Annotated in this window: 21 protein-coding genes; 18 read left to right on the forward strand and 3 right to left on the reverse strand. The window is 59.4% G+C overall.

Annotated elements, in window-relative coordinates; genetic code table 11:
* Window positions 1-112: 112 nt before the first annotated feature.
* The 3 genes from ACP7BS_RS12095 to exoR all read left to right on the forward strand — a co-directional run bounded on the left by ACP7BS_RS12095 (window position 113) and on the right by exoR (window position 6,063).
* Window positions 113-2,953, forward strand: a complete 2,841-nt coding sequence (locus ACP7BS_RS12095; protein ID WP_426238304.1) for a valine--tRNA ligase — start codon at window positions 113-115, stop codon at window positions 2,951-2,953.
* Between the two features lie 457 nt (window positions 2,954-3,410).
* On the forward strand, window positions 3,411-4,652 hold the full coding sequence (locus tag ACP7BS_RS12100) for an OmpP1/FadL family transporter (protein WP_426238305.1): 1,242 nt from the start codon (window positions 3,411-3,413) through the stop codon (window positions 4,650-4,652).
* A 607-nt stretch (window positions 4,653-5,259) separates the two neighbouring features.
* Window positions 5,260-6,063 carry an exopolysaccharide production regulator ExoR gene (gene exoR / locus ACP7BS_RS12105; RefSeq protein ID WP_426230217.1) on the forward strand — a complete coding sequence of 268 codons (804 nt, stop codon included), beginning with the start codon at window positions 5,260-5,262 and terminating at the stop codon, window positions 6,061-6,063.
* Window positions 6,064-6,085: 22 nt separating this feature from the next.
* On the opposite strand, the gene xth is transcribed toward exoR, so the two are convergent.
* Window positions 6,086-6,874, reverse strand: coding sequence for an exodeoxyribonuclease III (xth, locus tag ACP7BS_RS12110; RefSeq protein WP_426238306.1), 789 nt, complete (start codon window positions 6,872-6,874; stop codon window positions 6,086-6,088).
* Window positions 6,875-7,017: 143 nt separating this feature from the next.
* Here xth and ACP7BS_RS12115 point away from each other — a divergent pair, with 143 nt between their 5' ends.
* Window positions 7,018-8,478, forward strand: coding sequence for a phospholipase D-like domain-containing protein (locus tag ACP7BS_RS12115; protein ID WP_426238307.1), 1,461 nt, complete (start codon window positions 7,018-7,020; stop codon window positions 8,476-8,478).
* Window positions 8,479-8,493: 15 nt separating this feature from the next.
* Here ACP7BS_RS12115 and erpA read toward each other — a convergent pair whose 3' ends face one another.
* Complete coding sequence (gene erpA, locus ACP7BS_RS12120; protein ID WP_113243592.1) at window positions 8,494-8,826, reverse strand: iron-sulfur cluster insertion protein ErpA; 333 nt, start codon at window positions 8,824-8,826, stop codon at window positions 8,494-8,496.
* A 210-nt stretch (window positions 8,827-9,036) separates the two neighbouring features.
* Here erpA and ACP7BS_RS12125 point away from each other — a divergent pair, with 210 nt between their 5' ends.
* The 14 genes from ACP7BS_RS12125 (at window position 9,037) to ACP7BS_RS12190 (ending at window position 25,453) form a co-directional block, all read left to right on the forward strand.
* Window positions 9,037-10,254, forward strand: a complete 1,218-nt coding sequence (locus ACP7BS_RS12125; RefSeq protein ID WP_426238308.1) for a deoxyguanosinetriphosphate triphosphohydrolase — start codon at window positions 9,037-9,039, stop codon at window positions 10,252-10,254.
* A 105-nt stretch (window positions 10,255-10,359) separates the two neighbouring features.
* Window positions 10,360-12,120, forward strand: coding sequence for an arginine--tRNA ligase (gene argS, locus ACP7BS_RS12130; RefSeq protein ID WP_426238309.1), 1,761 nt, complete (start codon window positions 10,360-10,362; stop codon window positions 12,118-12,120).
* A 62-nt stretch (window positions 12,121-12,182) separates the two neighbouring features.
* Window positions 12,183-15,167, forward strand: a complete 2,985-nt coding sequence (locus ACP7BS_RS12135; protein WP_426238310.1) for an SPOR domain-containing protein — start codon at window positions 12,183-12,185, stop codon at window positions 15,165-15,167.
* A 144-nt stretch (window positions 15,168-15,311) separates the two neighbouring features.
* On the forward strand, window positions 15,312-16,328 hold the full coding sequence (gene nagZ / locus ACP7BS_RS12140) for a beta-N-acetylhexosaminidase (RefSeq protein ID WP_426238311.1): 1,017 nt from the start codon (window positions 15,312-15,314) through the stop codon (window positions 16,326-16,328).
* Between the two features lie 42 nt (window positions 16,329-16,370).
* Window positions 16,371-17,219 carry a segregation and condensation protein A gene (locus ACP7BS_RS12145; RefSeq protein ID WP_426238394.1) on the forward strand — a complete coding sequence of 283 codons (849 nt, stop codon included), beginning with the start codon at window positions 16,371-16,373 and terminating at the stop codon, window positions 17,217-17,219.
* Window positions 17,220-17,232: 13 nt separating this feature from the next.
* Window positions 17,233-17,946, forward strand: a complete 714-nt coding sequence (scpB, locus tag ACP7BS_RS12150) for an SMC-Scp complex subunit ScpB (protein WP_426238395.1) — start codon at window positions 17,233-17,235, stop codon at window positions 17,944-17,946.
* A 225-nt stretch (window positions 17,947-18,171) separates the two neighbouring features.
* Window positions 18,172-18,381 carry a twin-arginine translocase TatA/TatE family subunit gene (locus tag ACP7BS_RS12155; RefSeq protein ID WP_426238312.1) on the forward strand — a complete coding sequence of 70 codons (210 nt, stop codon included), beginning with the start codon at window positions 18,172-18,174 and terminating at the stop codon, window positions 18,379-18,381.
* Between the two features lie 72 nt (window positions 18,382-18,453).
* The gene (tatB, locus tag ACP7BS_RS12160) at window positions 18,454-19,080 is read left to right on the forward strand and encodes a Sec-independent protein translocase protein TatB (protein WP_426238313.1); all 627 of its coding nucleotides are present in this window, start codon (window positions 18,454-18,456) and stop codon (window positions 19,078-19,080) included.
* The gene (tatC, locus tag ACP7BS_RS12165) at window positions 19,077-19,895 is read left to right on the forward strand and encodes a twin-arginine translocase subunit TatC (RefSeq protein ID WP_426230226.1); all 819 of its coding nucleotides are present in this window, start codon (window positions 19,077-19,079) and stop codon (window positions 19,893-19,895) included. The genes tatB and tatC overlap by 4 nt, the downstream gene beginning before the upstream one ends.
* A 70-nt stretch (window positions 19,896-19,965) precedes the next feature.
* Entirely contained in the window at window positions 19,966-21,249 is a 1,284-nt protein-coding gene (serS, locus tag ACP7BS_RS12170; RefSeq protein WP_426238314.1) for a serine--tRNA ligase, read from the forward strand.
* 25 nt (window positions 21,250-21,274) lie between these two features.
* Window positions 21,275-22,045: a 5'/3'-nucleotidase SurE gene (surE, locus tag ACP7BS_RS12175; RefSeq protein ID WP_426230228.1), complete on the forward strand. Its 771-nt coding sequence runs from the start codon at window positions 21,275-21,277 to the stop codon at window positions 22,043-22,045.
* Window positions 22,042-22,695 (forward strand): protein-L-isoaspartate(D-aspartate) O-methyltransferase, encoded by a 654-nt coding sequence (locus ACP7BS_RS12180; RefSeq protein ID WP_426230229.1) that lies wholly within the window; start codon window positions 22,042-22,044, stop codon window positions 22,693-22,695. Before surE ends, ACP7BS_RS12180 begins: the two co-directional genes overlap by 4 nt.
* Window positions 22,696-22,983: 288 nt before the next feature.
* A complete protein-coding gene (locus tag ACP7BS_RS12185) occupies window positions 22,984-23,640 on the forward strand; it encodes a biotin biosynthesis protein BioC (RefSeq protein ID WP_426238315.1) in 657 nt (218 codons plus the stop codon).
* A gap of 280 nt (window positions 23,641-23,920) precedes the next feature.
* Window positions 23,921-25,453 carry a peptidoglycan DD-metalloendopeptidase family protein gene (locus ACP7BS_RS12190; RefSeq protein WP_426238316.1) on the forward strand — a complete coding sequence of 511 codons (1,533 nt, stop codon included), beginning with the start codon at window positions 23,921-23,923 and terminating at the stop codon, window positions 25,451-25,453.
* Between the two features lie 59 nt (window positions 25,454-25,512).
* Here the strand turns inward: ACP7BS_RS12190 and ACP7BS_RS12195 are convergent, their stop codons facing one another.
* Window positions 25,513-26,385, reverse strand: coding sequence for an ATP-binding protein (locus ACP7BS_RS12195; RefSeq protein WP_426238317.1), 873 nt, complete (start codon window positions 26,383-26,385; stop codon window positions 25,513-25,515).
* Window positions 26,386-26,480 lie beyond the last annotated feature (95 nt).

The raw sequence follows: 26,480 nt of genomic DNA on the forward strand, positions 1-26,480 counted from the left end.
CCTGCAAAGCCGCCAGCAATCACACTGGCGGCTTTTTTGCTGTTATTGTTGACAGCAATGCCCCGTTCAGATTTACAAACCACCGATATCAATCAGCAAGTTTGGCTCCAAAATGCTTGAAAAAACCTATGATTCCGCCGCTGTCGAACCGCGCATCGCCAAGATTTGGGATGACGAGGACGCCTTCCGTGCAGGTGCAGGGGCAAAACCGGGCGCCGAGAGCTTCTGCGTGGTCATCCCGCCGCCAAACGTCACGGGCTCCCTGCATATGGGCCACGCGCTGAACAATACGCTGCAGGACATCATGGTCCGCTTCGAGCGCATGCGCGGCAAGGACGTGCTCTGGCAGCCCGGCATGGACCATGCCGGCATCGCCACGCAGATGGTCGTCGAGCGCAAGCTGATGGAACAGCAGTTGCACCGCCGCGAGATGGGCCGTGAGGCCTTCATAGACAAGGTCTGGGAGTGGAAAGCCGAATCCGGTGGTCTGATCTTCAATCAGCTCAAACGTCTCGGCGCCTCCTGCGACTGGTCGCGCGAACGGTTCACCATGGACGAGGGGCTTTCGAAAGCCGTCCTCGAAGTCTTCGTCTCGCTCTACAAGGACGGCCTGATCTACAAGGACAAGCGGCTGGTCAACTGGGACCCGAAGCTGTTGACCGCGATCTCCGATATGGAAGTCGAGCAGGTCGAGATGAAAGGCAGTCTCTGGCATCTGCGCTATCCGCTGGAAGACGGCGTCACCTATCAGCACCCCATCGCCTTCGACGAGGACGGCAAGGCGACGGAATGGGAAACGCGTGACTATCTGGTCGTGGCGACGACCCGGCCGGAAACCATGCTGGGCGATACCGGCATTGCCGTTCACCCCGACGACGAGCGCTACAAGGCGATCGTCGGCAAGCATGTCGTTCTGCCGCTGGTCGGCCGTCTCATCCCGATCGTCGCCGACGAATATCCTGATCCGACGGCCGGAACCGGCGCCGTCAAGATGACGCCGGCCCACGACTTCAACGACTTCGAGGTCGGCAAGCGCCGTCATCTCCGCCAGGTCAACATCCTGACGATCGAGGGCCATTTGACGCTTGCCGGCAACGAGGATTTTCTCGAAGGCCTGCCGGCCACCGACGAGCTGGAGGCCGTTGTCTCGGCGCTCGATGGCGTCGAGCGCTTTGCTGCGCGCAAGGCGATCGTCACGATGTTCGAGGAGCGTGGCCTTCTCGACAGGATCGAGCCGCACCAGCATACGGTTCCGCACGGCGACCGCGGCGGTGTACCGATCGAGCCTCGTTTGACAGAACAATGGTGGGTCGACAACAAGACGCTGGCCAAGCCGGCCATTGCCTCGGTTCGGCAGGGCCGCACGCAGTTCGTTCCGAAGAGCTGGGAAAAGACCTATTTCCAGTGGCTGGAAAACATCGAGCCTTGGTGCATTTCCCGGCAGCTTTGGTGGGGACACCAGATACCGGCTTGGTATGGCCCGGATGGCCAGGTTTTCGTCGAGAAGAGCGAAGAAGAAGCGCTGCATGCGGCCATTCAGCATTATCTCTCCCATGAAGGGCCAATGAAGGCCTATGTCGAGGATCTGTTGGAGAACTTTCGGCCGGGTGAAATTCTGACGCGCGACGAAGATGTTCTCGACACGTGGTTTTCTTCGGCCCTCTGGCCATTCTCGACGCTGGGCTGGCCCGACAAGACGCCGGAGCTGGAAAGATATTATCCGACGAATGTTCTGGTGACCGGGTTTGACATCATCCCGTTCTGGGTTGTCCGGATGATGCAGATGGGCCTGCACTTCATGAAGGACGATGCCGGAAATCCGGTGGAACCCTTCCATACCGTCTATATTCACGCCTTGGTTCGCGACAAGAACGGCGCGAAGATGTCGAAGTCCAAGGGCAACGTCATCGATCCGCTCGACCTGATCGACGAGTACGGCGCCGATTCGCTGCGCTTCACGCTGGCGATCATGGCGGCGCAGGGGCGAGACGTGAAACTCGATCCGGCCCGTATCGCCGGCTACCGCAATTTCGGTACCAAGCTCTGGAACGCCACGCGCTTTGCCGGCATGAACGGTGTCGCCAACGATCCGAAATTCGTGCCCGAAACATCTTCGCTGACGATCAACCGCTGGATACTCACCGAGCTGTCGCGCACGATCCGCGACGTCACCGAGGCGATCGAGAACTACCGTTTCAATGAAGCTGCGGGCAGCCTGTACCGGTTCGTCTGGAACCAGGTCTGCGACTGGTATCTGGAACTGCTGAAGCCCGTTTTCGGCGGCGATGATGAGGCCGCAAAGGCCGAATCGCGGGCCTGCGTTGCCTATATCCTCGATGAGACCTACAAGCTCCTGCATCCGTTCATGCCGTTCATGACGGAAGAGCTTTGGGCCCAGACCGCAGGCGAAGGCACGGCACGCGACGGCCTGCTCTGCCACGCAGACTGGCCGGCTGCGTCTTATGCCGATGACGCTGCTGCCGGTGAGATCAACTGGCTGATCGACCTGGTGTCGGGCATCCGGTCTGTCCGTTCGGAAATGAACGTTCCCCCGGCTGCGATCGCGCCCCTGGTTGTCGTTGAAGCCAGCATGGTGACAAAGGAACGCCTGGAACGCCATGCCGCGGCTATCCGCCGTTTGGCGCGTGTCGATGCGATCGATCTTGCGGCGGCTGCGCCGAAGGGGAGCGCGCAGATCGTCGTTGGCGAGGCAACGGTCTGCCTTCCACTCGGCAGCCTGGTCGATCTGTCGGCTGAAAAGCTGCGGCTGGAAAAGGCGATCGGCAAGGTCGAGCAGGAGCGCGAGCGCATCCTCGGCAAGCTGTCGAACGAGAAGTTCGTCTCCAACGCCCGCCCGGATGTGGTCGATGCCGAGCGTGAACGCCTGGCTGAACTCGATGGCCAGAAGGCGTCTCTCGCCGTCGCGTTGGCGACGGTCGCTGACGCCGTTTGAGGTTGAAGCATCTACGGGGAGGCATGCTGTTCGGCATGCTTATGCCACTGATATATATTTGAAAATGATCATAAAAGGCGGTTTCGGCCGCCTTTTTCTGTTTCTATTTTTCCATGCCGCAGAGCCTCTGACGCCCGAAAACGTGCCCTCTGCCTCTCCTCATGTCTTCGACGCCGCGGCTGGGGGGCAAAAAATGGCATTGTTGTGTCGAAGTTACAGTCGCCGTGATTTATGGAGGATTATTCCTTTTTCGGCGATTTCGTGATGCAAAGGTAAAATTATTTACCCCATCTTCTCATTTTGACGCGAATCTGGATTTTCTTACGTAAATTTTTGTTGCGCTGATGTGTCCAATTGCGAGATCTAGGTATTTGCCATTCGCCATTCGCAGTCGATAGTTCTTTTCGACAGGTCGGCGTTCGCGTCGGCCAATGATCTGTGTTCAGGGGGGAAACGGATGATCCACACGAAAATCAAGGCGACGATCACGGCGGCGCTTGCTGTGCTTTTGACGAGCACGGCCGCAAATGCTGGCGGTCTCGAGCGCGGCGGCTACAATATTGACCTGCTGTTTGATCCATCGACCTATGCCGCTGAGGCCGCGGCCACATACGTCAATCCGCAGCGCGAGCTTGATAATGTGGTGGACGTAAATCCGGCGAACGGCCTTGGTTCCAATGGTATTGGCGGCGGTCAGACCAATGGTGTTGGTGAAACTGAGGGGTATTGGGTGCCGCGCATCGGCGTGAAGGCCGGTTTCGGCGACAGCATCGACTGCATGGCAGACTATTCGCAGCCATGGGGTGCGCATACCAACCCGGGCTCAAGCTGGGCGGGTGCCAACGACAATATTGAAACCAAGATCGAGAGCGACAACTACGCGGCCACCTGCTCCTATAAATGGGATGCGGGCAAAGGGCAGTTCCGCATAATCGGTGGTGGCTTTTACCAGGAAGTTGGCGGTTTCAAGGAACGCTTTGTCAGCCCTTTCGTGGCTCCAGGGTTTGACGGCGTTGGCCGATTGGATTTGGATGGGAGCGGCTGGGGTTGGCGCGCTGGTGCAGCATATGAAATCCCCGAATATGCATTTCGTGCGAGCCTCGTTTACAACAGTGCGGTGGATCTCGACGATCTGGGCGGTACAGTCGATCTCACCGGAGTTAGATTGCCGGTCCGCAACGCTGGCGGCGCAGTTATCGGTACCGTTCCAGGCACGAAGTACGACGTATCCAGCTTTGCATCGATGCCGGACTCTCTGGAACTCAAGGTTCAATCCGGTGTAGCCCCAGGTTGGCTCGTCTTCGGATCGGTCAAGTGGACCGACTGGAGCCAACTGCAGGTCATTCAGGTCACTCCGAACAGCACCGTTGATCCGCGCAACCTTCCAACCAGCCTTGTTCTTCTCTATCGCGACGGTTGGACAGTGACCGGCGGTGTTGGTCACAAGTTCAACGATCAGTGGAGCGGTGCGGCCAGCCTGACCTGGGACCGTGGTACCAGCCATGGCTACGGCAACCAGACTGACAGTTGGACGCTTGGAACCGGCGTATCCTATTCGCCGACCGAAAACGTCGAATTGCGTCTCGCGGGCGCAGTCGGCCTTCTCACCAGCGGCAGTTCCGTCGGTGAAGATGTGAAATACGATTTTGGCAATGACATCGTGACCGCCATTTCGACCTCGCTGAAGGTCAAGTTCTGATCGTTGGAAACAGAGTAAAACAATGGCCCGATGCTCGCATCGGGCCATTTTGGTATGCGCTGGCATTCGTGAAGAAAGATGTGTCCCTGACTTCAGCGCTCATGCGTTTTGCATCTGCGCGGAATGGACCGCAGAGCGTGCCTCTAACCCGGGTTTCGTGACCATTAATTTCAATGGCGCTCACGGACAATTCTGTGTTTCCGGCATCACGTTTTGTGACGATTCAGCAACACATTCTTTCTATACTCTGTGACAGCCTGCTGGCTGGCGATTGTGTCTATTTCCCGCCACAAACTGGGAGCACCGATGGACTTGACAAATGCGCCGGTAGGTTTTGAGCATGCGGCGTTTGAGGGTAGATGAGTCATCGCGTTTTCGAAAAAATCCATGTCTCCCATGATGTTACGAAACTTCGAAGCAGCTTTTATTGGCTGTTTGGCAGGGTAGGTATCTGTGAGACGGATGGTGCGGCCGGGATGGGCCGCACTCTTGCCGGAAACGCTGGGTACTGTCTTGGAGATGCCAGTCTGTGCGGCGCTTTCGGCAGGGGCTCATTGGGAACTTTTGTGGACCGGATCTCGGGTTTGAACGGAAGAAATAGACTATCATGCTGATACGCGCTTACCGGTCGTTGACGTTTCTTGTTCTGAGTGTAGCGCTCACGCTGGCCGCTGAGCACCGCATGGCCTATGCGTTCGATCCCAACGCCGGAATCACCAAGGAATCGGGACCTTTCGCCCTCTTCAAGTTCGGTTTTTCCGCCTATAAGAATGGCCGCAAGGACGAGGCGGTCGAAGCTTACCGCTATGCTGCCGAAAAGGGCCATACGGGCTCCCGCTGGGCACTTGCCAATATGTATGCCTATGGCGACGGCGTGGCTGAAAACGACCTCGAAGCCTTCAAGATCTATAACGAGATTGCCGAGAAGGGCGTCGAGCCGGGTTCCGAGGACACCGGATACTTTGTCAATGCGCTGATTTCGCTGGCCGGTTATTATCGTCGCGGCATTCCGGACAGCCCCGTAAAAAGCGATCTCAGCCAGGCGCGCCAGCTTTATTTTCAGGCCGCGTCCACCTTCGGTGTTCCCGAGGCACAGTTCCAGCTTGCGAAGATGCTTCTGTCCGGCGACGGCGGCAGCGTCAATGTTCAGCAGGCGAAGAAATGGCTTAACCGTGCCCGCAAGAACGGTCACGCCGGTGCCATGGGTGTTTTCGGCAATGTGATCTTCCAGGAAGGCCAGACGGCGCGTGGGCTGGCCTACATGACCGCAGCACTTGACCAGTGTACCCCCAAGGAAAGGCCCTGGCTGCAAGCCCTGCAGGAGCAGGCCTTCTCGATTGCTGCCGAAGACGATCGCCGCAAGGCCGTCGCCATGTCGCACAGCATTCATCTCGACAGCGACAGCGATTGAGCCTTAAAGGCGTCAGCCCTTTTCAAGCAGCAAAATTGAATTGCGCCGCCACCGGAACGTGATCGGATGGCTTTTCCCAGGCGCGCACGTGCTTCTCGATATCTGTCGAGATCAATCTGTCCGCCGCTTCCGGCGACAGCATCAGGTGATCGATACGGATCCCAAAGTTCTTTGGCCAGCAACCGGCCTGGTAATCCCAGAACGTATAGAGCGGCGCAGCATCTGTTGTTGAACGGACGGCGTCGGCAAATCCCAGATTTTCGAGCCGTCGGAACGCCTGACGGCTACGCGGCTGGTAAAGTGCATCGTTCTGCCAGACCTTGACGTCCCAGCAATCGTGCGGCTCGGCAATGACATTGTAGTCGCCGGCGAGAATCAGCGGCTCTTCCAGCGCGAGCCGGCTTTGCGCAAAGGCGTTCAGCCGCTCCATCCAGGATAGTTTATAGGGAAATTTTTCCGTTTCGACCGGATTGCCGTTGGGCAGATAGAGCGAGCAGACGCGGATTGCGCCGCCCTTGACGGAAAATACCCCTTCGATGAACCGGGACTGCTCGTCCGTATCGTCGCCCGGCAAGCCGCGATTGATTTCGTCCGGCTTGAGCTTCGACAGGATGGCGACGCCGTTGAAGCCTTTTTGGCCATGCGTCTCGACATGGTAGCCAAGCGCTTCGATCTCGGCGCGTGGAAAGCCTTCGTCCATCGTCTTGATTTCCTGGAGGCAAACGATATCGGGCTGCGATTCTTTCAGCCAGGCCACGAGGACGTCGATGCGGGCCCGAACGCCGTTGATGTTCCAGGTAACGATTTTCATACGGATGACGTCCTTTCGGCTGACGGCGCAGCGCCTGTTCTGCTTTTAGCGCCAGTGCAGCTTTTTCACAAACCCGATGCGGCAGAAAGACGTGTAGAGTGCCCCCTAATTGCTTCCTGATCCCGGCCCGTTATAGTCTGTGCATGATCGATTTGCTCACAACCTACTGGCCGCACATCCTCGCGGCGCTTTCCATTGTCCTTGGCGTGCCGGCTGCCATTCACGCAACGATGACCAAGGACGAGGTGCGCTCGGCCCTTGGCTGGGTTGGCGTCATTCTGCTGTCGCCGATCATCGGTGCGTTGATCTACGCGATTGCCGGCATCAACCGCATCCGCCGCTCGTCGATCGGACAGCAGCGGTCGCTGTTCCGCGAGCGCGGACCGGACGCCATGGGCAAGTTCGATATTTCCAGCGCGCTGGTTGCCGAGCGGTTCGGGCAGCGATTCGGGGCGATGAAACTGCTCGGGGATCGTGTCAGCCGGCATCGCATGTGCGGCGGCAACGGCATCACGATGCTGGAGGGCGGCGATATCGCCTATCCGATGATGCTGGAGCAGATCGGTGGCGCGGCGCGCTCCATCCTTCTCGAAACCTATATTTTCGATCGCGATCCGATCGGCTTGCGATTCGCCGATGCCTTGATCGCGGCTGCCAAACGCGGTGTCGCCGTTCGGGTGCTCATCGATGCCGTCGGTGCGCGCTACTCGGTGCCAAGCATTGTCGGTTACCTGCAGCAAGGCGGCGTCACCGTCAAAGTCTTCAACGGCAACATCATCATGGGGCTGCGGTTGCCCTATGCCAACCTGCGGACTCACCGGAAGATCCTCGTCGTCGATGGCTCGGTCGCCTTTACCGGGGGCATGAACATCCGCTCGGGTTTTACCGGCGAGTTTGCCGGAGAAGGGCAGGCGCGCGACACGCATTTTCGCGTGTCGGGTCCGGTCGTCGCCGACCTTTTCCAGGTGGCGTCCGAAGACTGGCGGTTTTCCAGCCGCGAAGCGCTGGATGGGCCAGCGTGGAAAATCTCGGTGGCGCCGCCGTTGCAGAAACCCACCGTGCTGATACGGGCCGTACCCTCCGGACCGGACCGTGCCAACGAATCCAATCACAAGATGATGATGGGGGCCTTTTCCGTCGCCAGGCGCAACATCCGTATCATGTCGCCCTATTTCCTGCCTGACCGGGAACTGATCAGCGCGCTTGTGACAGCGGCGATGCGCGGGGTCGAGGTCGATATCATCGTGCCTGCCGTCAACAACCTTGTGCTGGTGGATCGGGCGATGACGGCGCAGTTCGACCAGACCTTGAGGGGCGGCTGCCGCATCTGGCGTTCCACGGGTGCCTTCAATCACTCCAAGCTGATGACGGTCGATGACCGCTGGGCCTATGTCGGCTCTTCCAATCTCGATCCACGCTCGCTGCGGCTCAATTTCGAGATCGATCTGGAGGTGCTGGACGCCGGATTTGCTGGCGCCGTCGGGCACAGACTACAGGCAGTGTTGAGCAACGCCCAGCCTGTGACGCTGGCAGGTCTGCGCGCCAAGCCGTTTACGACACGCTTGCTCAACAAGATATTCTGGCTGGGGTCGCCCTATCTCTAAGGCGAGATCTGGCCGTCAGACCGAGAAACTCGTGCCGCATCCGCAGCTTGCAACCGCGTTCGGATTCTTGATCTGAAACGACTGGCCGAGCAGGTTATCGACGAAATCGATTTCGGAGCCGCTCATATAGACCAGCGACATGCTGTCGATCAGAACTTTGGCCTCGCCCTTTTCGAGGATAAGGTCGTCGTCGTCGGCATCGCCGACCAGGTCGAACTTGTAGGAAAAGCCGGAACATCCGCCGCCTTCGACGGAAACGCGCATGGCCTTTTTCTCGGCATCCGATTTCAGGATCACGGCAATGCGTTTTGCCGCCGAGTCCGAGAGAGTTACGGTATCTATAGTCATATCTACCTCCTACCGGGGTCAAGAACCGGAGAGATTCGCTGTTTACGTCACCCGTTGTCTAAGTTGTGCCGACGGACGGGAAGGGCCAGTTGCGCGGCAAATCCTTGTTTTTATACGAGGTCACGAGCGATTTCCACTCGGTGCTTTCCTGCAGCGCCCACTATAGGTATGAAGGCTTTAATACCGCGTCAATGGGATGCTGAACGGGAAATGACATTGGATAGACATGCGCTTGGTTTCGGTGCCGGTGAACGCGCGATTTTTGCCTCGGATCCATGGGCCAGCCGCGGCCGGCTGTATCCTGAAGCCGGCAGCCCGACGCGCTCCGATTTCCAGCGCGACCGCGACCGCATTGTTCACACGACGGCTTTCCGCCGGCTGAAGCACAAGACCCAGGTCTTCATCGCTGCGGATGGCGATCACTATCGCACCCGGCTGACCCACACGATCGAGGTGGCGCAGATCGCCCGCGCGCTGGCCAGAGCCATGCGGCTGGACGAAGATCTCGCCGAAGGCGTCGCCTTGGTTCATGATTTCGGACACACCCCGTTTGGTCATACCGGCGAGGATGCGCTGCAGGAGATGCTCGCGCCCTATGGCGGGTTCGACCACAATGCGCAGTCGCTGCGGATCGTCACGAAACTGGAGCGCCGCTATGCCGAGTTCGATGGCCTCAATTTGACATGGGAAAGCCTGGAAGGGTTGGTCAAGCACAACGGCCCGCTGGTGGCCGCGAACGGCGAGGGGACGCGCGGTCCGGTACCTCAGCCCATTCTCGACTATTGCGCGCTGCACGATCTGGAACTCGCCAGTTTTGCCAGCCTAGAGGCTCAGGTCGCCGCGATTGCCGACGATATCGCCTACAACACCCACGATATCGATGATGGGCTGCGCTCGGGTTACCTCACGTTCGAGATGCTGGAGGAGATACCGTTTCTCGCCGGGCTGATGCGCGAGGTCGGCGATCGTTATCCAGGGCTGGAAGCCAGCCGCTTCACCCATGAAATCATGCGCCGGCAGATTACTGCGATGGTCGAGGACGTGATCACCGTTGCGCAGGACAATCTCAAGGATATTCGCCCACAAAGTGCTGCCGACGTGCGCAATGCCGGCAGGGTGATTGCGACCTTCTCGCATTCCATGGCGGAAACGGACAAGCAGATCAAGACAATGCTGATGACGCGGATATACCGCCATCCCGATGTCATGCGGGTGCGCAAGGACGCTGCGCTGATCGTCACCGATCTCTACAGGGCTTTCATGGCCGATCCGCGTGAGATGCAGAAACACTACTGGATTGACCAGATCCCGGGCATGGCGGAACCGGCCAAGGCCCGCCATGTCGGCGACTACCTGGCTGGGATGACCGATACTTACGCAATTTCCGTGCACAGGCGTTTGTTTGACCATACCCCTGATTTGCGGTAGTCACCGCGCCGGTTGGCGGCAGCATCAAGCATATCGGGCTGCCGTTGATGTGAACGATAGGAACGCGGCCTTGCGCCTTCGGGCGAAGCTGAGCGGATGGGTGTTATGAATCTTTTCACTGACTTCGGATCAAGAATTAAAAACGTTTTGGAAGCGCTTGATATCGTGCGTGAAAACCGATCAGCGCTGGATTTCAGCCGAATCAGTGTGGAATCGCCACGCGATGCCAGCCATGGCGATGTCGCGACCAACGCCGCGATGGTGCTGGCCAAGCCGCTCGGCACCAATCCGCGCGCACTGGCTGACCAGATCGTCGCCAAGCTGCAGGAAGACCCGGAAGTCATCGGCGTTTCTGTCGCTGGCCCTGGCTTCATCAACGTCAAGCTTTCGGTCGCTTACTGGCAAAAGCTGCTGACCGTGATGGTCGCTGAAGGCACCGAATACGGCAAGAGTGCTGTTGGGGCCGGCCGCAAAGTCAATGTCGAATATGTCTCGGCCAACCCGACCGGCCCGATGCATGTTGGCCATTGCCGCGGCGCCGTTGTCGGCGACACGCTTGCCAACCTGCTTGAGTTCGCCGGTTACGAGGTGACAAAGGAATATTACATCAACGATGCCGGCTCGCAGATCGACACGCTCGCCCGCTCCGCCTTTCTGCGCTATCGCGAGGCACTGGGCGAAAAGATCGGCGAGATTCCGGCGGGGCTCTACCCTGGCGATTATCTCGTGCCGGTCGGAGAGGCGCTGGTCGCTGAATACGGCTCAAGCCTGCGGATCATGCCCGAAGACAAGTGGATGCCGCTCGTCAAGGAGCGTACCATCGCTGCGATGATGGTGATGATCCGCGAGGACCTGGCTGCTCTCAACGTGCACCATGACGTATTCTTCTCCGAACGCACGCTACATGCGGACGGTGCAACGCGCATTCGTAACGCCATCAACGACCTGACCTTCAAGGGCCACGTCTACAAGGGTACGTTGCCGCCACCGAAGGGTCAGTTGCCAGAAGATTGGGAAGACCGCGAGCAGACGCTGTTCCGCTCGACCGAAGTTGGCGACGATATCGACCGGCCGCTGATCAAGTCGGACGGTTCCTATACTTATTTCGCTGCCGACGTTGCCTATTTCAAGGATAAGTTCGATCGCGGCTTCAACGAGATGATCTATGTTCTCGGCGCTGACCATGGCGGCTACGTCAAGCGGCTGGAGGCTGTGGCGCGGGCTGTATCCGGCGGCGCTTCGAAACTGACAGTATTGCTGTGCCAGTTGGTCAAGCTCTCCCGCGATGGCGAACCCGTGAAGATGTCGAAGCGGTCGGGTGATTTCGTCACGCTGCGGGATGTCGTCGAAGAGGTCGGCCGCGATTCGGTGCGCTTCATGATGATTTACCGCAAGAGTTCTGAGCCGCTGGACTTCGACTTTGCCAAGGTGACAGAACAGTCGAAGGATAATCCGGTGTTTTATGTGCAGTACGCCCATGCGCGCTGCATGTCGGTGTTTCGCCAGGCGAGCGCGGCGTTTCCGGATATCGATTTCGCCACCGTCGATCTCGCTGGTGCCATCGACGGCAACATCTCTGATTCGAACGAGCTTCAGCTGGTTGCCAAACTGGCAGAATATCCGCGTATTATCGAGGCCGCGGCACTGTCCCAGGAGCCTCATCGGATCGCATTTTACCTTTACGATCTTGCCAGCGCCTTCCACGCGCACTGGAATAAAGGTAAAGAGTCTCCAGAATTACGTTTTGTTAACGATAAAAATGGAGAATTGACTATTGCCAGACTTGGGCTGGTGCGTGCTGTCGCCTCGGTGTTGAAATCGGGCCTGTCTATTACAGGTACCGCTGCACCGGATGAGATGCGATAGTATTGTCACCATTTACCCACAATGCACTGGCAATGACAGGCTAGTAGTTGTGAGTGGAGCGTATGGCAGACAAACAATTGGCACGAAGCGGTACTGCGGATTTCGGCGTTTTGGCGGACGATGATCCGTTGGCAGAACTTGCCCGCATTGTCGGCTACGACAATCGGCCTGCGGTCCAGCAGCTGCAGGAACTCGAACGCCATCGCGAGATGGTGAGCAGGGAGCCTGTGTTCACCGAGCCGGTTCTCGATCTCGAAGACGAGCTCCTGCGCGAATTCGATGTCTACGACGCGCCGCAGGTTGCTCCTGCAGTTCATGCTCCCGAGCCGGTCTACCTCGAAGAGCCTGTGTCCTTCGCGCCGCTTGCCGAAGAATATCATGCTGCCGATGCGTATGCTGCAGAGCAGTCTGTCATCGAGCCCCATGCTGTAGAAATGGCCGCGCCGGTTGTTGACGCGGTGACGTCAGCCGAAAGCATCGAGCCGGTTGCCGACGAACAGCCAGTTTTCGTCGAGCCGGTTTCGCAGCAGGACGTTGCGTTCGAGGTGAGTGCGCCAGAGAATTCTCTGGCAAGTTCATGGTCACAGGAGCCTGAGGCGCCGGTAGCCGGCACTATCCCGGAAGCGGATAACGGCTGGGCAGTCGAGCAATGGAGCGAGCCGGTTTTTGACGGCGCGGATCTGGAGCGCGAGCTCGAACTTTCGATCAGCTACGACGAAGCGCAGGTCCAAGCGCCGCACGTCGAAACACATCCGGTGCCGAACTCCCACCTTGAGCCGGAACAGGATTTTTCTGCGCCGGCCTTTGCAGGCGTGGCTCAGCCAAGTGTTGCATCACCCGTGTTCGAAAGGCCGGTTGCTCCCGAGCCTGTAGATTACTCCCCATCCGTAAGCGCACAGCCAGTCATCGAGCCCGAAGCTTCGATGCAGTCCGAATTGCCAGAATGGCAAGACGAGCCAGTGCCCGTATCTGGCGACATCGTTATCTCGCCGGCGAATGCAAATGGCATCGATGCGCTTCTGGCCGATATCGAGCGCTTTCCGGTTCCGTCTAAAGCGGAGGTGAAGGCCGCCACTCCGGCCGAAGCCGCCCGCAAGGTCAACTATCCGTTTACGCCGACGTTCAGCCGTGCGACGCCCGTCGCTACCAATGGCGGGCCTTCGTCGCAAAAGGCGTATGCGACGCCGCTGGCTGCTGCCGTTGTGGCTGCGCCGGTGACGGTGGCTGTCGTCGAGGCCGCTTATCAACCGGCGGCGTTGGCCGCCGATCCGGTGGTGATCGAAGCTGCCGCCACCTTGAAGCCGCCCGTCAACGCGGAGCCGGATTTCGATCTCGATACGTTCGAACTGGATCTTTCCGATATCGATATCAACTTGGATATCGACCCTTCGGAGTTTGAGCCGGCAGTGGAAGAGATTGGCTTCGCGGCCGCCGAACCGGTAGCTGCCGTGCCGATTATTCCTGTAGCCGCACCTGAACGCTACATTCCGGAGGCCGTTGAAGAGGTTCGCGAGGAGCCGGAAAGCGCCTTGGCTTTCGATCCGTCGATGATTTCGGAAACGGAAGAAAGCCTGACGGCGATTGCCGATCTCAACGTTCCGCACTTGCCTGTTGTCGAGCAGGAACGTCCGGCTGCTCATCACCCGGATTACGATCTCGACATCGATGCTGAAATGGCCCAGCTTTTTGCCGCACCTGGCCGCAATGCACAGAGCGTCGATCACGGCGCCAGCGCAGCGCAGCCTGCTGCGCCTGTTCAGCCGTCCGGTGCTCGCGTCGAAGAGGATTTCGACGAGTTTGAAAAAGCCATGGAAGAGGACTTCCGCCGGTCGCTCAACCAGCCACAGAACAATGACCCGTCTTCGGACCGCCTTGCCGTCGGCTCCGGCTATGCCGCCAGCAACGATTACGATGACGAGCGCCGCGGTTCGGGCCGGCGGCGCCTGGCGCTGTTGGCAGCGACCGTTGCCGGGCTGGCGATTTTTGGCGGCGTCGGCGTCTATGCCTTCATGGGCGGTACCGGTTCGGCGCTGTCCGGCGGCGAGCCGAAAATCATCCTGGCGGACAAGTCGCCGGTAAAGATGGTGCCGGTTGAAAAGGGCGGAAAAACCGTTCCGAACCAGGACAAGGCCGTTTACGACCGTGTTGCCGGTGCGCAGGACACCACGCCTCAGCAAGGTACGCTGGTTTCTTCCACAGAAGAGCCGATGGATGTGGTTCAGCGGACGCTGACCCCGGAAAATCTGCCAAATGAAGGTGCCGATGACGACCTTCCCGGCGTGATCCCGGTGGATGAAGACGGTAGCACCCGGCTGTTGCCGGATGGACAGACAGCGGACAGTGCGGCAGCCGATGCGGAACAGTCGCCTGCGGTGTCGCCGCGCAAGGTTCGCACGATGATCGTCAAGCCGGACGGTACGCTAGTCGCCCGCGAGGAGCCGGTGGCTGAGCCGGAGCCGGAGACGAATGTTGCCGCCAATAACGGCGATCCCCAGGTCAATGTCGTGAAGACGACGACTTTGACCAAGCCGATTGAGACGGCCTCCACGCCGAAATCGCAGCCGGTGGTGGAACAACTTGCCGAGCAGGGGCAGAAGAGTGCGCTTGCCGAAGCTGCCGCCGTAACGGTCGATGAAACCGCCCCGGTCCGCGCCGTCAAGACGACGGATGTTGCCGAGGCCAATCCAGTACCGCAGACGCGCCCGGTTGCTGAACAGAAGGTTGTCGACACGTTCAAGTCCGACATCGCTGCAACGCAGCCAGCTGCCGAAGTGAAACCGGTGGAGACCGCCTCGATTGCGCCCGGTACTTATGTGATCCAGATCGCATCGCTGCCGTCTGAAGCCGAAGCCCAGACGTCCTACAAGACGCTATCCGGTAAGTTCGGCAGTGTCATCGGCGGCAAGGGTGTCGATATCAAGAAGGCTGAGATTGCGGGCAAGGGGACCTATTACCGGGTTCGTATTCCGGCTGGCTCCCGCGACGCCGCCAACGCGATGTGCGCGCAGTACAAGAGCGCCGGCGGCAGCTGCCTTGTGACGCGATAATCTCGTCCAGCCATCAAGCTTTTGAAGGCGCGGCCCAACGGCCGCGCCTTTTGCATGTCCGGACCTTGCCGCAACAGCTGGGAATGGTGAGGCAAGACGAGAAACCGGCTTTCGCCTTGCCGAGCGCTGCGGCTATCATGCGGTATGACCGAATCAAAAGCATTCATTTCAGGCTGCAAAGGCCTGACCATCACCCCGGACGAAAAGGCATTCTTTGCGGACGAGCGTCCGTGGGGCTTCATCCTGTTCGGACGCAATATCGGCGAAGCCAACCAGATCGCCGATCTGACGGCGTCCTTGCGCGACAGTATCGGCAATCCCGATGCTCCGGTGCTGATCGACCAGGAAGGCGGCCGCGTCCAGCGCATCCGCCCACCGATCGTGGCGCAGTATCCGAATGGAGCGGCCATCGGCGAAATCTACCGCCGCGATCGCGAACAGGGTTTGCGCGCCGCCTGGCTGATGTCGCGCCTGCATGCGTTTGACCTGATGCGGTTCGGCATCAATATCGATTGCCTGCCGGTGCTGGACGTGCCGATCGAGGGCAGCAGCGACGTCATTGGCAACCGTGCCTATGGCTACGATCCGCGCGCTGTTGCGGAGATCGGCGCTGCGGCAGCTGCAGGTCTGAAGGCCGGCGGCATGCTGCCGGTAATGAAGCACATGCCGGGGCACGGGCGGGCGTTCGTCGATTCACATCACAAGCTGCCGGTGGTCGATGTTTCCTTCGACGAACTGACCAAGAGCGACTTTCTGCCTTTCGTGGCAATGAAGGACGAACTGATGGGCATGTCGGCTCATATCGTTTTCACTGCCATCGATCCGGACAATCCGGCAACGACATCGGCCAAGGTGGTACACGACGTCATTCGCGGCCATATCGGTTTCGACGGTCTTTTGATGTCGGACGACGTCTCGATGAATGCGCTGGCGGGCGATATCGAGGCGCGGGCGCGCGGCATTATTGCAGCAGGGCTCGATCTGGTGTTGCATTGCCATGGCATCATGGATGAAATGCATCAGGTAGCGCGGGCCGTACCGGTCATTTCCGGAGACAGGCTGCGCCGTGTGAAGGCTGTTGAGGCTGGTTTTGCCAAGCCCGACGCTTCGGACGAGGCGGCGTTGCGCGACGAGTTTAACGGCATGCTGACTATCGCATGAACTGATTCCAGGGGCAGGGTAATCGTGAGCAACGCCGGCGACATGCAGAAGAAACCGGCGACACGGGCGCCGATGGACCCGCTGTGGCAGGATGAGCCTTCCGATCGCGGCCTGCACGAGGAAGAGCTGGTCGTCGATATAGCCGGTTTCGAAGGTCCGCTCGACCTTCTCCTGCATCTTGCCCGCAATCAGCGCGTGGACCTTGCCCGTATTTCCGTGTTGGCGCTGGCCGAACAGTATATCGCCTTCATCGAGCGCGCCCGCAGCATCCGGCTTGAGCTTGCAGCAGATTATCTGGTGATGGCGGCGTGGCTTGCGTTCCTGAAGTCCCGCCTGCTGATCCCCCAGCAGGCAAAGGACGAGGGGCCGTCCGGCGAGGAAATGGCCTCGGCTCTGGCATTCCGCCTCAAGCGTCTCGAAGCCATGCGCGAGGCGGCCACCCGGCTGATCAACCGCAACCGGCTTGGCCGTGACGTGTTTGCCCGTGGCGCGCCAGAACATATTCCGGTCGAAAAGAAATCCGCCTTCGAGGCCTCGCTCTACGATCTGCTCCATGCCTATGCGTCGTTGCGCCAGCGCGAGGCGGTGATGCAGGTGACGATCGAGAAGCGGCAGGTCTGGTCACTTTCCGACGCGCGGCTTCTGCTTGCCCGGCTGATCGGCGATATGGTCGACTGGACGGCGCTTGATCATTTTCTGCTACGCTACATGACGAGCCCAAAGGAACGCGCCACGGCGATTGCCAGTTCCTTTGCCGCTTCGCTGGAAATGGTGCGGGAGGGGCGTCTCGAAATCCGCCAGGACGGCGCATTTGCGCCGATCTATCTTCGCCAGGGACCAAATCCACTCACCGCCGACGTGTTGGCGGATATGGAGGCGGGGCGTGATTGATCCGCAAGAGCGCCTGCCGGGAACGAACGAGGAAGAGGACGGCGCAGAGACAACCACACTCCGGATTGACCCACGGATTGAACTGGAGGCCGAGCGGATCGCCGAGGCACTGGTTTTCGCCTCGGCCCAGCCTGTCTCCGAGGGCTATATTGCGGCGCGCCTGCCACAGGGGGCAGACGTCCGGCGCATCATGATGCGGTTGAAATCCATATATGCCGGGCGCGGTGTCAATCTGGTGCAGGTTGCCGATTACTGGGCGTTCCGCACCGCAGCCGATCTCTCCTTCGTTGTGCAGACCGATGAAAACGAGGTGCGCAAACTGTCGCGTGCGGCCCTCGAAGTGCTGGCAATCATTGCCTACCATCAGCCGGTGACGCGGGCTGAAATCGAGGATATTCGCGGTGTCCAGACCTCCAAGGGCACGCTCGACGTGCTGATGGAGGCCGGCTGGATCCGCTTTCGCGGCCGCCGGCGCACGCCCGGCAGGCCCGTGACATTCGGCAGCACGCGGGAATTCCTCGATCACTTCGGGCTGGAGGAGCTGCGTGACCTTCCGGGCCTTGAGGAATTGAAGGGGGCAGGATTGCTGTCCGGCCGCATTCCGGCCAATTTCCAGATCCCGGTACCGCTCGGCGACGACGGTTTTGGCGAGGACGAAGATCCGATTACCCAGCTCGACCTGGAAGAGCTCGGCCTCCTGCCGCCGACGGGCGGAGACGGCGATTAGGGCCACGTCAATATCCTCTCCATTCGCTGGCTTATCTGGTCACGTCCTCGTGAACAATGCGCTGGAAAGTCCGGTTATTCATACAGTTGGCTGTATCTCCGCCGCAGTCTCGGTGTAAGGATTGCGCGACGGGCGCCTTTCCGCTAACCCACTAAACGGATTGCTGTTTGAAAAAGATGGTTGAACATCTTAAATCGGGGTTACAGGCTTCAAGGGAGTAAGAATATGGGTTCGTTTAGTATCTGGCATTGGCTGATCGTTCTGGTCGTCGTTCTGCTTCTGTTCGGCCGCGGCAAGATCCCGGAACTGATGGGCGACGTTGCCAAGGGCATCAAGAGCTTCAAGAAGGGCATGACCGAAGACGAGACGGCGGCGACCGCCGATAAGGGCGTCGATGGCAAGACGGTCGAACACAAATCCGACGAAGTCCGCTGATCATGCATTTTGTTCAGGGCCTGACCTGTCCGGGCAGGCCCTGTCGCCTTCGGTTTTGTGGAGTTCCTGAGAATGCTTGATGTCGGCTGGACCGAGCTTGTCGTTATCGCCATCGTTCTGATCATCGTGGTTGGTCCGAAGGATCTGCCGCCAATGTTGCGAACCTTCGGCAAGATGATGACGAAGATGCGCGGCATGGCAAACGATTTCCGCCAGCAATTCGACGAAGCTCTCAAGGAAGCGGACCTCGACGACGTGCGAAAGACGCTGAGCGACGCACAAAAGCTCAACCCGGCCCACACCATCCGCGAGGCGATGAACCCGCTCAGGCAGATGGGCAACGATATCAAGGCCGATTTGCAAAAGGCGACCGCCGCTGATTCAACAGCAAAGGCGCAGGACACCGTGCCTCCGGCCACTGTTTCCGCAGAGGCCGCCGTGCCTTCCGACCAGCCCAAGGTCGATCCGGTTGCCGCTGCCGCTATCGCATCCGCAGCCAAGCAGATGGACCGTGCCGCCGAGGCCGAAAAACCGAAGGCCAAGCGCGTTGCCAAGCCGAAGACGGTGGTAGCCGAAGTTGCTGTTGTGCCAGTTGCAAAGGCGCCGGCGAAAAAGGCGAAAGTGGTCTATTCCGGTGACGTGAAGCCGGCCGTCAGCAAGCCGGCTGCAAAGACTACGAAGAAAAAAGGTGACGCATGAGCGGCGATATCGAAGACAAGCCCCAGCCGCTGATGGCGCATCTGATCGAATTGCGCGCGCGCCTGATGTGGGCTGTCGGGGCGTTTTTCGTGGCGTTCCTTGTCTGCTTCTATTTTGCCAAGGGTATTTTCAACATTCTGGTCCAGCCTTTCAAATGGGCCGTGGACTGGGCTGGTCTCAATCACGGTTCGGTTGAGTTGATCTACACCGCGCCGCAGGAGTTTTTCTTCACCCAGATCAAGGTGGCGATGTTCAGCGCGCTGGTGATCGCGTTTCCGGTGATCGCCTCGCAGGTCTACAAGTTCGTGGCGCCAGGGCTCTATAAAAACGAGCGGGCGGCTTTCCTGCCGTTTCTGATTGCCTCGCCGCTGCTGTTCATCCTGGGCGGGTGTCTGGTCTATTTCTTCTTCACGCCGATGGTCATGTGGTTTTTCCTGGCCATGCAGCAGGATGGCGGCGAAGGGCAGGTGTCGATCCAGCTTCTGCCCAAGGTGTCTGAATATCTGAGCCTGATTATGTCGCTGATCTTCGCGTTCGGCCTGGTGTTCCAGTTGCCGGTCATCACCACGTTGCTTGCGCGCGTTGGGTTCGTGACGGCGGACGGCCTGAAGGCAAAGCGGAAATACGCGATTGTCATCGCTTTTATCGCTGCAGCCATCCTGACGCCGCCGGATCCGGTGTCCCAGATCGGCCTTGCTCTGCCAGCCATCCTTCTCTACGAGATTTCCATCTACACGGCCCGACTCATCGAGCGGCAACGGGCGCGCGACGCTGCTGCGCGCGCGGTTGCCGAGGCGGAAGAAAACGTCGGCTGATACGCGAGCCGTATCCGCCGATGCGTTCGGGTCTCAGTTTTTACCAAGACCGATCAGGACCTGAACGACCATGCTTGATATCAAATGGATTAGGGACAATGCCGAAGCCCTGGACGCCGCACTGGCAAAGCGCGGCGCCGAGCCCCTGTCGGCTGCACTGATTTCGCTCGATGAAAAGCGCCGTTTCCTCGTTCAGTCGCTGCAGGACATGCAGTCGCGCCGCAATGCCGCTTCCAAGGAGATCGGTGCTGCGATGGCGCAAAAGAACAGCGATCTCGCCGACAAGCTGAAGGCGGAAGTGGCCGAGTTGAAGACCACCATGCCTGCGCTGGAAGAGGAAAACCGGCTGACCGATGCCGCTCTCATCGAGGCGCTGTCCAGCATTCCCAACATTCCGCTCGACGATGTTCCGGTCGGCAGCGATGAGCATGGCAACGTGGTCAAGCACAGCCATGGCCAGAAACCGGGCTGGAATCACAAGCCGAAGGAACATTTTGAAATCGGCGAAGAGCTCGGCTGGCTCGATTTCGAGGGTGCCGCCAAAATCGCCGGTTCGCGCTTCACCATCGTCAAGGGTCAGCTGGCGCGTCTTGAGCGGGCGCTCGGGCAGTTCATGCTCGACCTGCACACAAGCGAACACGGCTATCTCGAAGTCCAGCCGCCGCTGATGACGCGTGACGAAGCCATGTACGGCACGGGACAGTTGCCAAAATTCTCCGAGGATCTGTTCAAGACCACGGATGGCCGCTGGCTCATTCCAACCGCCGAAGTGCCGCTCACCAATATGGTGCGCGAACAGATCCTCGACGCCGATACTTTGCCGTTGCGCTTTACGGCTTTGACGCCTTGCTTCCGCTCGGAGGCCGGGTCCGCTGGCCGCGACACTCGCGGCATGCTGCGCCAGCATCAGTTCAACAAGGTCGAACTCGTGTCGATTACCGATGCGGAAAGCTCGATCGATGAGCATGAGCGTATGACGGCCTGTGCAGAAGAAGTCTTGAAGCGCCTCGGCCTGCACTACCGCGTCATGACGCTCTGCACCGGCGACATGGGTTTTGGCGCCCGCAAGACATACGATCTGGAAGTCTGGCTGCCGGGGCAGGATGCCTATCGCGAAATTTCATCCTGCTCGGTCTGCGGCGATTTCCAGGCGCGGCGGATGAACACCCGCTACCGGGTCAAGGACGACAAGGCCCTGAAGTTCGTTCATACGCTGAACGGCTCTGGTACCGCTGTCGGCCGCGCGCTGATCGCCGTCATCGAAAACTATCTGAATGAAGACGGTTCGGTAACCATCCCGGACGTATTGTTGCCCTATATGGGCGGCCTCACGAAGATCGAAAAGGCCGGTTGAGCCGCGTCTTGCGGCAGGGGTTGAGATGCGAATTCTGCTGACAAATGACGATGGCATCCACGCCGAAGGCCTTGCCGTGCTCGAACGGATCGCCCGGACGATTTCCGACGATGTCTGGGTGGTGGCGCCGGAAACGGACCAGAGCGGCCTTGCGCATTCCCTGACCTTGTCGGAACCGTTGCGGCTGCGGCAGATTTCGGAAAAGCACTTTGCCCTGCGCGGCACGCCGACCGATTGCGTCATCATGGGCGTGCGCAAGGTTCTCGATATCAAGCCGGACCTGATTTTGTCCGGGGTCAATGTCGGCGCCAACATGGCCGATGACGTCACCTATTCCGGCACGATCGCCGGCGCCATCGAAGGCACGCTGCAGGGCATCCGTTCGTTTGCGCTGAGCCAGGCTTTTCGTCATGCGGATGGCGGCATCGTGCCGTGGGACGTCGTGGAAACCCATGCGCCAAAACTGCTGAAGAAGCTGATACCGCTCGATCTGCCGGACGGGACCTTCCTCAACCTGAATTTCCCCAACTGTTCGGCTGATGCGGTGACCGGTACCGAGGTCACCTGCCAGGGCAAGCTTGATTTCGGCCTGTCGATCGACGAGCGCTCCGATGGGCGAGGCCATCCATACTACTGGCTTCGTTTCGGCGAGCGCTTCGGTGATTTCAGGGCTGGAACCGATATTCATGCGATCCGCGAGCACAAGATTTCCGTGACCCCGTTGAAGCTCGACCTGACCGATTATGCCGTACAGGATCGTGTTGCCCGCGCGCTTCTCGATGGAGAGGGCGATTGAGCCCGCGCGTCGTCGAGCAGGAGGGGTTTGCCGCCTTGGTGTTGCGCCTGCGGGCCGAGGGCATCTCCAACAAGGAGCTGCTCAACGCTGTCGAGCAGACGCCACGGTCCATTTTCACCCCGCCGCAATATCAGGAAAATGCCTATTCCTCACGGCTCGTTCCGCTGGAGTGCGGCGCCTTCATGGAAGGCTTCGATTTTGCCGTGCGGCTTTTGCACTGCCTGAATATCAAGGCGGGGCAGCGCGTCCTTGAAGTCGGCACCGGCAGCGGGTTTACGGCCGGCGTGATGGGACGGATGGCCGAGCGGGTGCTGACGATCGAGCGTTACAAGACTCTTGCGACCGGCGCCCAGCGAAACCTCGAAAAGGCCGGTATCCGCAACGTGATCGTGCGCCAAGCGGATGGAAGTATTGGGCCGACGGGCGAGGGAACCTTCGACCGCATCCTGGTAACCACCGCATTCTCCAGCCTGCCGCGGGTGTTTTCCGATCACCTCGTCTCGGGTGGCGTTCTCATCGTACCGATCATGATGAGCGAAACCGAATGCCGGATCGTCCGGTTGACGCGCACCGGCAGCCGTTTTGACCGCGAAGATCTGTTCGAGGCGCCTTATCTGCCGTTCGTTGCGCAGGTCGCGTCCTTTCTCTGAGTTCCGAAACGTTCTGTTTTGACAGCATGATTTTTCGGGTGGGACCCGAAAATCGTCAGGAGAGAGCACCGATTCCGTCGTTTGTTGCGGCCGTGTAGCGCGCCTGCGTGCATTCCTCTTTGCTTGTTAAGGGGTTTATTGCTGCAAAAACAGACTGTTAATTTTCCGTTAATTTTGGTCAGTTTGACGCAAGCCTCGGGGCATAACCGAACATGCAGATGAGCTGACCTCTGACCGGAAGCGTATGTGTCAGTTCCATTCCAGGCGCCAAAACGCAGGAGACGGCAGATGCAGATCGCAAACAGACTGACCTCGGCAGCTGCCGGAGACGGCCTGAACAATCTTGCCGGCCGGGCTGCAGCGCAAGGTGCTTCCGGCGCCCGGGAAGACGGCGCCGCGCCCGCATTGCCGGCGGGCGGCTACGATCCGTCCTCGCGTGTTTCGCTGTCCGCCGAAGCTCTTCTATTCCTTGGCCGAACCAAGCGGGTGCAGGAAAAATACCCGCCACTGACAAAAGACGAATGGAGCAACACGCTTTCACCGCAACTCGCCGCCCGCGAATATCAAGCTTTCGGAAAATATGGCGAGACTGGTGACCACAAGGCCTATTACCGCGCCTTCATCGAGTACTACGACAACTTGCGTCCGGAAGATCAGAACAGCCTTCGCTATTTCGGCACCAGGGATGCGGCCATCGCGGGGGCTCGCTCCGTCGCTTACAGCGACGAAAGCGGCATAGCCTGCGGATCGACATTCCAGACGCTCGTCAGCGTCCTGCTGGACGCCGACAAGGTACAGTCCGAGTTGACCGGACCGAGGGACAGCGGCGGAATGATAACCGGCGATATGTTCGGCTGGGATACCGGGACTATCAGTTACGAGGATGTCACGCAGACACGCAGCCTTGTGTCCGGAATAGAACAGTTCTATCGCGAAAATTTCTAAGCCAAAACGCCCCCTTAAAATCGTAATTTGCGGTTTTTTGCCTTGAAGCCATCACGTCCCGGTCAAGGCCAAGGGCTTTGACAAATCGAGACGGCGCGCTTGCGCGCCTGCGTTTCGGCCTGTGCTGGCCAGGATCTGCCATTCGATATGGCGTGCCATAATCATCATGGTTATCAATTCATCAAAAAAAGTTGACGCTAATATCGGTTTTAACCGTGCGGTAACTCTAATGCGTTTTAATCATTTCACACCGAGTTGTGTTCCAAGTGGGTAAAGTGTCATGCGTATTAGAGTTTCGTCGAGTGTGGGAAAATCCGCTGTTCGCCTGCTTGCGGCGTTATTGCTGGCAAGCGTAGCGACAGGATGCAGCTCCGATGCAAGCCGCTTTGGCGGGCTTTTTTCGAAGTCCGATAATCTAACGACCAGCTCGATATCCGGCAGCAATGTCCCAATTCCGCGCAGTGATGTGCAGGGTGGAGGTCTGGCGGCGGCCCCAGTGGGGCAGGTCAATCGCCAAGAGGCGGTCAGTCAGCCTTTCCCGGATCCGGTCAATACGGCATCGGCGCCGGTCTCTCGTGCCCGGGAAGCTTCGACGCCGATCAACGTTCAGCGCGGGGTCCTTGCTGATCCTACGGCAAAGGCCCGCGACACCTCGCTCTCCCAGCCATTCCCAGCGGTGCGTGAAACCGCAAAGGCCGGCCAGAATCTCAATGCTGATCCGATCACGACGGCGACGACATCGAAGGGTGGCTGGTCTACAACGAATGCGCCTGCCGTCCTGCTGCGTCAGGGCGATACGGTCGCTACGCTCTCCAAGCGGTTTGGCGTGCCGGAGAAGGAAATTCTCAAGGCTAACGGCTTGACGTCTTCATCCCAGGCGGAGCCGGGCCAGCGCATTCTGATCCCAACCTTCGGCGTTGCCGGCAGCGCCGCCAAGGCGTCCGCATCGGACGCGGCGGCCAGCCTCGACGTCGATAAGCAAAAGAATGTTCCGGTCCAGCCGGACAGCCGCGACGTGGCAATCCTGCCCGGCCAGTCCCAGTCCCGTGAAAAGGGCGTCAACCGCACCGATATGGCTGCCGGTAAGCAGCCGGTTTCCGGCGATGGTAACGGTCAGGGCGGGGCCTACACAGTCAAGGCAGGTGATTCCATCAACCGGATTGCCAAGGCAAACGGCGTGTCGGTCGATGCACTACGCAAGGAAAACGGCCTGACCAGTGCTGCAATCCGCATCGGCCAGACGTTGAAAATTCCGGGCGGCAATGCTTCGGGTGCAGATCAGGTCGTCACGGCTTCTGTTCCGAAGAAGGCCGACGCGAAGGTTGCCAAGGCAGACGGCACGAAGCCGGCCGAATATACGGCGCCGGTCGCCAAGCAGTCGGTGACGGAAGTCGCATCGAAAGAAGACACGACTGAGGCGTCGCCGAAAGCCACAGGCATCAGCAAGTATCGCTGGCCGGTTCGCGGTGCAGTGATTGCCGGATACGGCGCCAATGTCGAAGGCAACCGCAACGACGGCATCAACATCTCGGTTCCCGAGGGCACGCCGATCAAGGCCGCCGAAAACGGTGTGGTCATCTATTCCGGCAGCAGCCTCAAGGAACTCGGCAATGCCGTCCTGGTTCGCCATGACGACGGCACGGTCACCGTCTACGGCAACGCGTCGGAACTGAAGGTTCAGCGCGGCCAGAAGATCCAGCGGGGCCAGACGCTGGCAGCATCCGGCATGAGCGGCACGGCAACGCAGCCGCAGGTACACTTCGAGGTGCGCAAGAACGCCAGCGCAGTCAACCCGACGACGTTCCTGGAATAGTTCGGGGCTGCCATCGATCATTAAAAGAAAAGCCCCGTTTCGGGGCTTTTCTTTTGCGTTCAGACCAGATCGATTTTCTTGTGAGCGCGGCCCGCGAGGTCCTGGATGAATTGCCAGGCGACACGGCCGGAGCGCGCGCCGCGCGTCGTGCTCCATTCCAGTGCGTCGGCGTGAAGCTGCTTGGGGTCGGCCTCCAAGCCGAAATGAGCGGCATAACCGTCGATCATCGCCAGATAGTCGTCCTGGCTGCATTTGTAGAACCCGAGCCAGAGCCCGAAGCGATCGGACAGCGAGACCTTTTCTTCGACTGCCTCGGACGGATTGATCGCCGTCGATTGCTCGTTTTCCATCATGTGACGCGGCAAAAGGTGGCGCCGGTTGGATGTTGCGTAAAGCAGCACATTTGCGGGCCGCCCCTCGATACCGCCGTCGAGTACGGCTTTCAGCGATTTGTAGGACGTGTCGTCGTGATCGAACGAGAGGTCGTCGCAGAAGACGATGACCGGAACAGGGGCAGCTTTCAGGATTTCCATCAGGGTCGGCAGCGTGGCGATATCCTCGCGGTGCACCTCGACCAGTTTCAGGCGGATGCCGGCATCTGCAGAAACGCTGGCGTGAACCGCCTTGACCAGGGAGGATTTGCCCATTCCGCGCGCCCCCCAGAGCAGCACGTTGTTGGCCGGAAAGCCTTGCGCAAACCGAAGCGTATTGTCGAACAGGATATCGCGGACATGGTCGACGCTCTGGATCAGCTTGAGTTCGACGCGGTTCGGCTTGCTCACCGGTTGGAGATGCAGGCGCTGGGGCGACCAGACGAAGCATTCAGCCGCATCCCAGTCGTTGACGGCAGGGGCTGGACCGGCGATCCGCTCGATGGCAGCCGACAGCTTGCGCATTTCGGCAATCAGAAGGTCTATTTTTGTGTCCTGCATGAGAGCTTCCCCGATGATGACTAGGATTTTGGCTGTGGGGCCAACCTGTCCGGTAGCATGGCTGATCTAACGGTAAAAGGCGTGAAATCCGGTAG

This window comes from Pararhizobium sp. DWP1-1-3 (assembly GCF_049896125.1).
Taxonomy (GTDB): domain Bacteria; phylum Pseudomonadota; class Alphaproteobacteria; order Rhizobiales; family Rhizobiaceae; genus Pararhizobium.